Annotated in this window: 9 protein-coding genes; 4 read left to right on the top strand and 5 right to left on the bottom strand. The window is 70.3% G+C overall.

Annotation, left to right across the window (positions count from 1 at the left end):
• Positions 1-62 precede the first annotated feature (62 nt).
• Positions 63-1,247 carry an aminotransferase class I/II-fold pyridoxal phosphate-dependent enzyme gene (locus ABZ342_RS48400; RefSeq protein WP_155545883.1) on the bottom strand — a complete coding sequence of 395 codons (1,185 nt, stop codon included), beginning with the start codon at positions 1,245-1,247 and terminating at the stop codon, positions 63-65.
• 265 nt (positions 1,248-1,512) lie between these two features.
• On the opposite strand from ABZ342_RS48400, the gene ABZ342_RS48395 reads away from it, so the two are divergent.
• Both ABZ342_RS48395 and ABZ342_RS48390 read left to right on the top strand, forming a co-directional pair.
• A complete protein-coding gene (locus ABZ342_RS48395; protein WP_360488715.1) occupies positions 1,513-2,727 on the top strand; it encodes a macrolide family glycosyltransferase in 1,215 nt (404 codons plus the stop codon).
• Positions 2,724-3,779: a ketoacyl-ACP synthase III family protein gene (locus ABZ342_RS48390; RefSeq protein ID WP_360488712.1), complete on the top strand. Its 1,056-nt coding sequence runs from the start codon at positions 2,724-2,726 to the stop codon at positions 3,777-3,779. The genes ABZ342_RS48395 and ABZ342_RS48390 overlap by 4 nt, the downstream gene beginning before the upstream one ends.
• Before the next feature lie 389 nt (positions 3,780-4,168).
• Here the strand turns inward: ABZ342_RS48390 and ABZ342_RS48385 are convergent, their stop codons facing one another.
• The 4 genes from ABZ342_RS48385 to ABZ342_RS48370 all read right to left on the bottom strand — a co-directional run bounded on the left by ABZ342_RS48385 (position 4,169) and on the right by ABZ342_RS48370 (position 8,038).
• Positions 4,169-4,315 (bottom strand): hypothetical protein, encoded by a 147-nt coding sequence (locus tag ABZ342_RS48385; protein ID WP_155545886.1) that lies wholly within the window; start codon positions 4,313-4,315, stop codon positions 4,169-4,171.
• 235 nt (positions 4,316-4,550) lie between these two features.
• Positions 4,551-5,243 carry a LuxR C-terminal-related transcriptional regulator gene (locus tag ABZ342_RS48380; RefSeq protein WP_230862745.1) on the bottom strand — a complete coding sequence of 231 codons (693 nt, stop codon included), beginning with the start codon at positions 5,241-5,243 and terminating at the stop codon, positions 4,551-4,553.
• 381 nt (positions 5,244-5,624) lie between these two features.
• On the bottom strand, positions 5,625-6,809 hold the full coding sequence (locus tag ABZ342_RS48375) for a cytochrome P450 (protein ID WP_360488708.1): 1,185 nt from the start codon (positions 6,807-6,809) through the stop codon (positions 5,625-5,627).
• A gap of 17 nt (positions 6,810-6,826) precedes the next feature.
• Positions 6,827-8,038 (bottom strand): macrolide family glycosyltransferase, encoded by a 1,212-nt coding sequence (locus ABZ342_RS48370; protein ID WP_360488705.1) that lies wholly within the window; start codon positions 8,036-8,038, stop codon positions 6,827-6,829.
• Positions 8,039-8,178: 140 nt separating this feature from the next.
• Between ABZ342_RS48370 and ABZ342_RS48365 the strand changes: the two genes are divergently transcribed.
• Both ABZ342_RS48365 and ABZ342_RS48360 read left to right on the top strand, forming a co-directional pair.
• Positions 8,179-9,150 (top strand): ATP-binding cassette domain-containing protein, encoded by a 972-nt coding sequence (locus ABZ342_RS48365; protein WP_360488702.1) that lies wholly within the window; start codon positions 8,179-8,181, stop codon positions 9,148-9,150.
• A 3-nt stretch (positions 9,151-9,153) separates the two neighbouring features.
• Positions 9,154-9,999, top strand: a complete 846-nt coding sequence (locus ABZ342_RS48360; RefSeq protein WP_360488699.1) for an ABC transporter permease — start codon at positions 9,154-9,156, stop codon at positions 9,997-9,999.
• Positions 10,000-10,065: the final 66 nt, after the last annotated feature.

Here is a 10,065-nt window from a genome sequence, read left to right as displayed (position 1 = left end):
TGCCGGGTGGGGTCTACATGTTCCCCGCGGAGGTTCTGACCCTGTTTCTCACTCACGACGCTTCAGGCGAGACGCTTGCGGATCTCCGGTGCGTGCTCGATGGCGAAGGCCACGAGCGCCGAGACTTCGCGGACCTGCTCGCTGGTGACCGACGGACCGGTCGGCAGCGTCAGCACTCGCCGGGAGAACGCGTCCGTGGCGGGCAGCGAGACCGGCCGCTCGGTGCGGTAGGGCTCGCATTCGTGCACGCACGGCGAGAAGTAGCGCTGCGCCAGCACGTTGTCCGCCCGCAGGAGGTCGAGGATGGTGTCGCGGGACAGCCCGCACTCCTCCTCGTCGACCTTGACGACGTTGTACTGGTAGCTGTTGCGGTTCTCCTCGTCGTAGCGGTGCATCTCCAAGCCGGGCAGCCCGTCCAGCAAGGCGGCGTACTGCTCGTAGTGGGCGCGGTTGGCGGCGATGGTGGCCGGCAGCGCGTCGAGCGAGGTCAGCCCCATCGCCGCGGACGCCTCGCTCATCTTGGCGTTGGTGCCGGCGAACTCGGTGACGTGCTCCTCGCCCCAGCCGAAGTTGTGCGTGTACCGGGCGAGCTGGGCGAAGTCGTCGTCGTTCGTGACGATCCCGCCGCCCTCGAAGGTCGTGACGACCTTCGCCGCGTGGAAGCTGAACATCTCGGCCTTGCCGAACCCGCCGAGCGGCTGGGAGCCGAAGCTGCAGCCGATGCCGTGCGCGGCGTCGAAGAAGAGGGTCAGGTTGTGCAGCTCGGCGATCTTCTCCAGCTCCTGGATGGCCGCCGGCTGGCCCCACAGGTGCACGCCGACCAGCCCGGTCGTGCGGTCGGTGATCAGGCGCTCGACCTGCTCGGGGTCGATGCACCCGGTGGCCGGGTCGAGATCGCAGAAGACCGGCGTCAGGCCGAGGTAACGCATCGCGTGCGCGGTCGCGACGTAGGTCATCGACGGCATGATGACTTCGCCGGTGAGGCCGGCGGCCCGGGCCATCACCTCGAGCGCGATCGTCCCGTTGCAGGTGGCGACGCAGTGCTTCGCGCCGGTGTGGTCGGCGATCCGTGCCTCGAACTCCTTGACCAGCGGGCCGCCGCTGGTGAGCCGCCCGCTGTCGAGGGCCACCTCCAGCCGTTCGTAGAATTTCGCCCGGTCCCCGGTGCTCGGCTTGCCCACCACCAAGGTCTTCTCGAAAGCCATGGGGCCGCCGAACAGGGCCAGGTCGTCAACGCTCGTCTTCATGAAGGTCCTTCCCCAGGGGGCGCGGACTGCCCTTTTCCCGCGCGACGTGCATTTCGTTGCTTTGCAACAGCTGTTGAGATCCCCCTCGTGCGGTCGTCTGCAGGATAGGTACGGCGCGACCGGGTGATGCGATGTCGCGGGGAAACTCTGTGGAACCCCCTAGTCGTCCCGGCGTAGAAACGTTCAAAGCGGTTTTGGGAGGAAATAGCCAGAACTTGCGTGGTAGCCGGTACGGAACGGCGGGCCGGTGCCCGACGATGCGGTGGTGAGCAGGCACATCGCCGTCTTCAGTTTTCCCGCGTACGCCCACGTCGCGCCGGTCCTCCCGGTCGTCGCCGAGCTGGTGCGCCGCGGCCACCGCGTCACCTTCGCCGTGGTCGACGAGTTCGCCGCGAAGGTGACGGCGACCGAGGCCGAAGTACTGCCCTACACCTCGACGTTCCCCTGGGCGACCGGGCTGGGCGACACCGCGTCCGACGGGTACGCGCTGCGGGCCATGCTGGCGTTCATGGGCGAGGGCCTCGCCCCGCTCGACGCCGCCATGGCCCGGTTCGCCGACGACCCGCCGGACCTGGTCGTGCACGACCTCGCCGCGTCCGAGACGGCGCGGCTGATCGCGCGGAAGTGGGCGGTGCCCACGGTCCAGTCCTGCCCGGAGTTCGCGTCCAACGAGCACTTCGCGCTGAACGAGGCGCAGGCCGATTCGGACTCCGCCGCGCCACCGGACCTCACCGACCCCGAACTGGCGAAGTTCGTCGCCGCCACCGAGCGGCTGCTGGCCCGGCACGGACTGTCCGATGTGGACTCTCGGGCCGGCGACCCCGGCTACCACCTCGTCTACCTGCCGAAGGCGTTCCAGATCCGCGGCGAGACCTTCGACGACCGCTTCGCGTTCATCGGGCCGAGCTTTGACCGGACGGTGCCGGCGGGGGAGTGGACTCCGCCCGCGGACGGCCTGCCGCTCGTGCTGATCTCGCTGGGCACCTCGCGCAGCCGGGAACAGGTCGGCTTCTTCCGCAAGTGCGTCCGGGCGTTCACCGGGCAGCCGTGGCACGTGGTGCTGACGCTCGGCAAGTGGGTCGACCCCGAGGAGCTCGGGCCGCTGCCGGAGAACATCGAGGCGCACCCGTTCGTCGCGCACGCGGCGCTGCTGCCGCACACCGAGGTTTTCGTCACCCACGGTGGGCTGGGCAGCACCATGGAAGCGTTGCACTACGGCGTCCCGATGGTGATGACGCCGTCGCAGAGCGACCAGGTGGTGACCGCGGCGCGGGTCGCCGAGCTCGACCTCGGCCGGGTGGTGTCGCGCACCGACGTCACCGAGGCGGAGCTGCTCGAAGCGGTCACGGCGACCGCGTCCGATCCCGTGGTCGCCGAGCGCGTCCGGTGGATGCGCGGTGAAGTCGAGCTGGCCGGTGGGGAGATCCGTGCGGCCGACGCCGTCGAATCGTGGCTCCGGACGAAAGTGGAGGCGAAGTGAAACTGGCGGAGGTCTACCTCAGCGGGATCGGCACCTACGTGCCGGCGACCACCGGCGTCGAGGCGGCGATCGAGCAGGGGTGGATGACCGCCGAGGACGCCGAGACGTCCGGCCTCACCGGCGCGGCCTGCGCCGGCGAGACCCCGGCCCCGGACATGGCGCTGTGGGCCGGGCAGGAGGCCGTGGCCCGGGCGGGCGTCGAGCCGGAGTCCCTGGACGTGCTGCTGTACGCGGACAACTACCACTCCGGCCCGGACGGCTGGTTCCCGCAGTTCTGGCTGCAGCGGCACCTCGTCGGCGGCGACCTGCTGGCGGCGCAGCTGCGTCAGGGCTGCAACGGCATGTTCGGGGCGCTGGAGCTGGCCTCGACGTACCTGATCGCGCGCGGCGGCGGGACGGCGATGACGGTGGCGTCGGACAACTCGACGTCACCGCTGGTGAACCGCTGGCGCTGCCTGCGCCCGGACTTCGTCATCGGCGACTGCGCGACGGCGGTGGTGCTGAACACGACGTCCGGCTTCGCGCGCCTGAAGTCGGCGAGCTCGATCACGGTGCCCGAGCTGGAGGGCATGCACCGCGGCGACGAGCCGATGTTCCCCCCGGGCGCGACGATCGGCCGGTTCATGGACTTCGCCGAGCGCATCGACTTCTTCGGGTTCGAGAACCGCGACACGATGCTCCACAGTGGCCTGAACCTGCTGAAGACGCGCTCGGAGCTGATCGACCGGGTGCTGTCGGAGGCGGGCATCGGCATCGACGAGGTCAGCCGCATCGCGTACAACCACGGCTCGCGCAAGTACGTCGAGGACGGGTTGCTGGCGATGCTGGGCATCCCGCTGGAGAAGTCGAACTGGGACTTCGGCCGCGGGCTGGGTCACCTCGGGGCGAGCGACCAGGTGGCGTCGCTGGCGAACATGCTCGGGACGGGCCAGCTGGAGCCGGGCGACCACGTGCTGATGGTCGGGATCGCGCCGGGAGTCAGCGTGGCCGGTGCGGTGGTGGAAATCCTGGACGTGCCGGAGTGGGCCGGGCCGGTCGTGCCCCGCGCTTGAGGGAGGCGGGCAGGCCGGAGGTCGCCTTCAGCGGACGTGGTCCGGGGGAGGCGACCTTTTGCGTACTCGGCGACCGGTGGGGCGGCTTGCCGTTGCTTGAGCCCACCCAGGGCCGGTGCGGTGCGGCGCGCTCGGCTGCCGCTGACCCGCCCGGGTTACCCCGGACCCGCACCGAACCGAACCCCTACCGACCCACCGGGCACCCCTGAACCGCCCACATCGGTCACTCCCGGTGCAACCCCTGTTGTCACACGGTAGCGACCCGTGAACTTCAGGTGGAAACTGACCAACAACACGTGAACTCGTCGCGGCAGGGGCCGGAAACGCGAATCGGGTGGTCCGAGGTCTCCCTCGTCCCACCCGATTCACCCGGTCAGCGGTGCGCCGGCTCAGCCGCCGCTGCCGCCGCCGTACGCGCCGCCCAAAAGGCGGCTGCGGCGCTTGCGGTTCTTTTCGTCGTCAGCCTTGGCGTTGTCCGCCTTGGAGTCCGAAGGCTTCTTCTTGGAATCGTCTTCCTTTTTTCCGAAAACACCCACTGCCTCAGTCCTTTCGTTGCGCCGACCCTCGTCGCGAAATCGATCCCTGCCTTCGCAGGATAGCGCAGGGTACTGCCGGGCGCACCCTTCGCGACCTGCATTCAGGGGATTTCCCGGAAGGGTTCCCGCCTCGCGGGAAAAAGGGACGGCCGGGTCCGCCGGGAGGGTACCGATACCGGCGCAAACCGGACATCGATCCCCGCCCGGGCGGCCCGGCCGGCCCTGGGGAAAGCGATCAGCGGATGTACTGCGGGGTCACCTTCGGCGGCCACTGGCCGATGCACAGGATGCCCTGCGAGTACGCCTTCGAGACCAGCGCCGAGCGGTTCGGCGACTTGAACTGCCGCAGCATCGCGCCGACGTGATACTCGATCCCCTGCCTGCTCAGGTACAGCTTCGAAGCCAGCTGCACGGTCGAAATGCCGGCCGCGACGCCCTCGAGGACCTTCGCGTCCAGCTCGCTGAGGAGCTTGGTCTTCTCGATCGCCGGTCGCGGGGCCTCCGTGGCGCGGTCCGGCTTGATCAGCACGACGATCGTGGTGACCTGGCCGGACTGGCTGCGCACCGCGATGCCGGTCAGCCCGCCCGAGAGCACCGGCTGCGCGGGCCGCACGCCCACCAGGCGAGCGCTGAAGCGGTCACGGCGGCCTTCGTTCAGCCGCGCCAGCTGCTGGAGGGTGAACTGCTTGGCGCTCGGGTGCACGAAGTCCACAAAGCTCTGTCCGAAAACGTCGGACGCGGTCCGGCCCAGCTGGCGGAGGAAATCGCCATTGGCTTCGATCACCCGGAGATCGGGTCCCAGATTCGCGATGCAGACGTCGGACATGTCGAAGGCGGGTACGTTCTGGTTCTGTCTTTCGGCGACGGCCGGGAGGCCGTGCGGGACCGCCGCCGGCCGCTCGACCAAGGAATCGACACGCGTGTTCATCGAGTTCGAACCCCCAGATTCGTTCTACGTTTCGAGGCATTGTCCACGGACAAAAGACGTCAGCGACCCCCGAGCTCCCCTCAAGAGGGTCAACGGCACCTGTCCGGATGGGTTATTCACACCACCCCAGCGGAACCTCGAGTCCTTCCCCAGAACGATCCTCGAGTCCACCCGGCCAGAGCCGCTTCGGTCCGTTTCGTTGGAAACAAACCAAATGACGTCTCGTACGCTAGCCAACGGGGTATGACCCGTCAATGCCGGTCGGGAGGTTGGGGGCTAACACTGGGGTCCGCCCGACCGGAGGTACGGCACCCCGGGGCGCACCTTCGGTAGTGCGGTCCTCGGACGGCACCGGCCGTTCACCCACCGCTCGCGAAGAGGTCAGCCCGCGGTGGTGGTGACCGGCAGCTGCTGCACGCCGAACACGCCGCCGGCGTGGAACGGCACCTCGGCGCCCGGGGCGATCCGCAGGTGCTCGAACCGCTCGAACAGCAGCTCCAGCGCGATCCGCCCCTCGAGCCGCGCCAGCGGCGCGCCCAGGCAGAAGTGGATGCCGTGCCCGAACGCGGCGTGAGAGTTCGGCTTGCGGGTCAGGTCGAACCGCCCCGCGTCGGTGAACTCGCGCTCGTCGTAGTTCGCCGACACCACCCAGGCCCAGACGATCGAGTCGGCGGGGATCACCGTGCCGGCCACTTCGACGTCGGCCGTGGTCACCCGGACCACCCGGGGGAACGGCGGCCGCAGCCGCAGCACCTCCTCGAGCAGCGGCTCGACCAGCGACGGGTCGGCCCGCACCTGCTCGTAGACGCCGGGGGCGTCCTCCAGGCAGAGCAGCACGTTGCCGAGCAGCATCGTGGTGGTGACGTGCCCGGCGAGCAGCAGCAGCGCGGTGAAGTTGCCGACCTCCTCGTCGGTCAGCCGCTCCCCGTCGATCGAGGACTCCACGAGGCGGGTCAGCAGGTCGTCCCGCGGTTCGGCGCGCCGGGCGGCGATCTGGGCGTTGAGGTACGCCTCCATCTCCTCGATCGCGATGGCGAGCTTCTCGCCGGTGCTCGGGTCGTCGACCTGCAGGGCCATCAGCGCCTCGGCCCAGCCCCGGAACAGCGCGCGGTCGGTGGCGGGCACGCCCAGCAGCTCGGCGATGACGATCACCGGCAGGGGGTAGGCCAGGACGTCGACCAGGTCGAACGCCGTCGCGCCCGGTTCGACCGCGGCCAGCAGCTCCCGGGTGAGCTCGGTGATCCGCGGCTCGAGGTCGGCGACCACCTTCGGGGTGAACGCCTGGCTGACCAGGCGGCGCAGCTTGCGGTGCTCGGGCGGGTCGATGACCAGCAGGGTGCCCGGGGGTGCCTGGTCGCCGGGCGAGGTCAGGCGCGTCGTGTCCGAGGAGAACAGCTGCGCGTCGGTGCTGACGCGGCGGACGTCGGCGGACCGGAACACGTGCCAGGCCCCGGCCTCGTCCTGCCACACAGGCGTGTCCGCCCGCATCTTCTCGAGCCAGGTGAGCAGGGAAGCGCCGCCGTCCGGGGCGATTTCCGGGGCAGCGGTCAGCTCGGTGGTGTCCACGAATTCACTCCCAGGGATCAGGCGGTCAGCCGGGCCTCGACGCGGTCGGCGGCCGCCGCGGCACCCCCGGCATCGGTGATGTGCTCGCGCATCCGGGCCACGCGTTCGTGCGCGCCGGCGTCTTCGGCGAGGCCGGTGACGGCGTTCAGCAGCGACCCGGCGTCGACGGCGTCCGGGTCGACCCGGACACCGAGGCCGAGCTCGGCGAGCCGGTCGGCGACGATCTCCTGCTCCAGCGTCCGCGGCACGACCACCGGCGGGACGCCCAGGGCGAGGGACTCCATGGTGCTGCCCATCCCGGCGTGCGAGACGAACCCGCTCGCCCGGCTCAGCACGGCCGGCTGCGGGACCCACGGGTGCAGCGCGAAGTTCGGCGGCACCGGGCCCAGGTCCGCCGGCGAGACCAGGCGGCCGATCGTCATGACGACGTGCCACGGCGTCCCGGCGAACGCCTCCAGGCACGAGGCGAAGAACTCGCGCTGGTGGTGGTAGCCGAAGCTGCCCATGGCGATCAGCAGCACCGGCCGGTCGTCCGGCGGGGTCCAGCCGCCCGCCCGGTCGCCGAGACACGGCCCCACGAAAGCGAAACCGTCGTCGAAGGTGTCGCCGCCGGGCTGGAACTCCCGCGGCAGGAACACGAGCTTGGTGTCTTCACGGGCTTCCGCGAACTCCGCCGCGGACGTGCCGGGCAGGTGCTCGGCGAGCACGTCGCCGACGACCGACGCGGCCTTGGCGAGCGCGGGGTGCGCCGGGTCGGGCGCGGGCACCTTGCCCGCCATCGAGGCGTACGGCGAAAACTTCTCGTTCGCGACGAACGTCGAGCACATCAGGAGCGCCGGGATCTCCCACTTGCGGGCCAGCAGACGCCCGGTGGGGTAACCGAAAGCGTCGTACAGGAACACGTCCGGCCGGTCCCCTTCGAAGGCGCCGAGCGCGGTCCGCAGCGGCGCGAAGCCTTCCAGCGCCTGGGCGACGCCCGCCTCCGCGACGACGTCACCGGTGATCTTCTCCGGGATCGCCACGGTGTCCCACGACTTCGGCACGTGGGACTCGTACGGCAGCACGGTGGCGCCGGTGGCGCGCACGGCATCGGCGTACTGCTCGGCCACCACGTAGCTCACCCGGTGGCCGCGCCGCACGAGCTCGGCCGCCACGGGCAGCGTCGGGTTGACGTGCCCGTGGGCCGGATAGTTGAGGAAGGCGATGTGGCTTCCCGACGGGGGAGTCATGTCTCGAAAGCTAGTCGGGCCCGGCGGCCAGTCAACCATGTCTAGGCGAACCCCTCGGGTCCCGCGATGAGCAGGGAAAAGGGGATTCCCGGTGTGTTAGCTGTAGTCATGCCCGATTCGGCCAGCGGAAGGAAGCGGTCGTGACCCTGTTCGTCGAGGCCGAGGGGATCACCAAGACCTTCGGCAAGGTCCGCGCGTTGGACGACGTCAGCCTGCAGGTGCCGCGCGGCACCGTGTGCGGGCTGCTGGGCCACAACGGCGCCGGCAAGACCACTTTGGTCAACGTGCTGACCACGTTGGTGACGCCGACTTCCGGCCGGGCCAGTGTCGCCGGGCTGGACGTGCAGCGCGACGCTGTGGCGTTGCGCAGCCGCATCGGGCTCACCGGCCAGTTCGCTTCGGTGGACGAGCAGCTTTCCGGCTTCCGCAACCTGATCCTGATCGCCCGCCTGCTCGGCGCCTCCACCAAGGAGGCCAAGGAACGGGCGGACGAGCTGCTGACGGCGTTCGGCCTGCTCGAAGCGGCCGGGCGTCCGGCGAAGACCTACTCCGGCGGCATGCGGCGGCGCCTCGACCTGGCCGCGAGCCTGGTCGGCCACCCCGACGTGATCTTCCTCGACGAGCCGACGACGGGCCTCGACCCGGCTGCCCGGATCGCCATGTGGGAGATCGTGGAACAGCTCGTGCGCGACGGCTCGACCGTGCTGCTCACCACCCAGATGCTCGACGAAGCCGACCGGCTGGCCGACAAGATCGTCGTGCTGGCGCACGGGAAGGTGATCGCCGCCGGCACGTCGGCGTCGCTCAAGGCGCAGGTCGGCAAGCGCACGGTCACCCTGACGCTGGCCGACTCGGCCGAGGCCGAACGCGCCGCGGACGCGGTGCGCCTGGCCGGGCTGGAGGCCCGGGTGTCCGGAGTGGACGAACTGGCCGGGCTCGCGCTGACGGTGCCGGTGGAGAAATCCACCGACCTCGCGCGCGTGGTCCGCGCGCTCGACGACGTCAAGGTCGAGCCGGTCGAGCTGGCGCTGGTCGACCCCCGCCTCGACGACGTGTACCTCGCGCTCTCCGGCGGGCCGGCCGATTCCCCCACCGACACCGAGAGGCACTGACCCATGAGCGCACCGACGACGCTGTCCACTTCGGACCGGCCCACCGCGGCCGGACCGGGCGGCGGTCCGTGGCGGGGCACCTCGGTGCCGATGCAGATCATCATCCTCACCGGCCGCTCGCTGCGGGCGGTCGTCGCGTCCCGGGCGCTGGTGCTGCTGGGCCTGCTGCAGCCGCTGATCATGCTGATCCTGTTCAGCCAGGTGTTCGCGAGCCTGGCCGGCACCAGCTCGTTCCCGGCCGGGGTGTCCTACATCGACTACCTGATGCCCGCGGTGCTGGTGATGGGCTCGCTCTCGGTGGCGCTGCAGTCCGGCGTCGGCCTGCTCGACGACATGCGCAACGGCGTCGTGGCCCGGTTCCGCACGCTGCCGATCGCGTCGGCGTCGGTGCTGGTGGCGCGCAGCCTCGCCGACGTCGTGCGGCACGCGCTGCAGCTGGCGATCATGCTGGTGCTGGCCGCGACGCTGTTCGGGTTCTCGCCCGGCGGCGGCTTCACGGGCGTGCTGCTGGCGTGGCTGATGTGCATCGCCGTGGGCTGGTCGCTCAGCTGGATGTTCATGGCGATCGGCGTCTGGATCTCGAACGTCGAGGTGATGCAGGGCGTCACGTCCATGGTGATGTTCCCGCTGATGTTCGCGTCCTCGGCCTACGTCCCGCTGTCTTCGCTGCCGGCGTGGCTGCGCGCGGTGGCCACGGTGAACCCGCTGACGTACTCCGTCGACGCGTCGCGCAACCTGGCGCTGGGCAACCCGGTGGGCATCGGGGGAATAGCGGCGCTGGGCGCGGCGGGCCTGATCGGCCTCACCGGCGCCATCGTCGCCACGCGGGGCTTCCGCCGCTCCGCCTGACTCGTGCTCCTGCCGCGGCGGTCGTGAGTGAGAAACAGTGTTCTAACCCTGTTTCTCACTCACGAC

It is taken from the genome of Amycolatopsis sp. NPDC005961, assembly GCF_040629235.1.
GTDB lineage: Bacteria > Actinomycetota > Actinomycetes > Mycobacteriales > Pseudonocardiaceae > Amycolatopsis > Amycolatopsis camponoti.
This window is presented reverse-complemented; position numbering and strand designations above follow the sequence as displayed.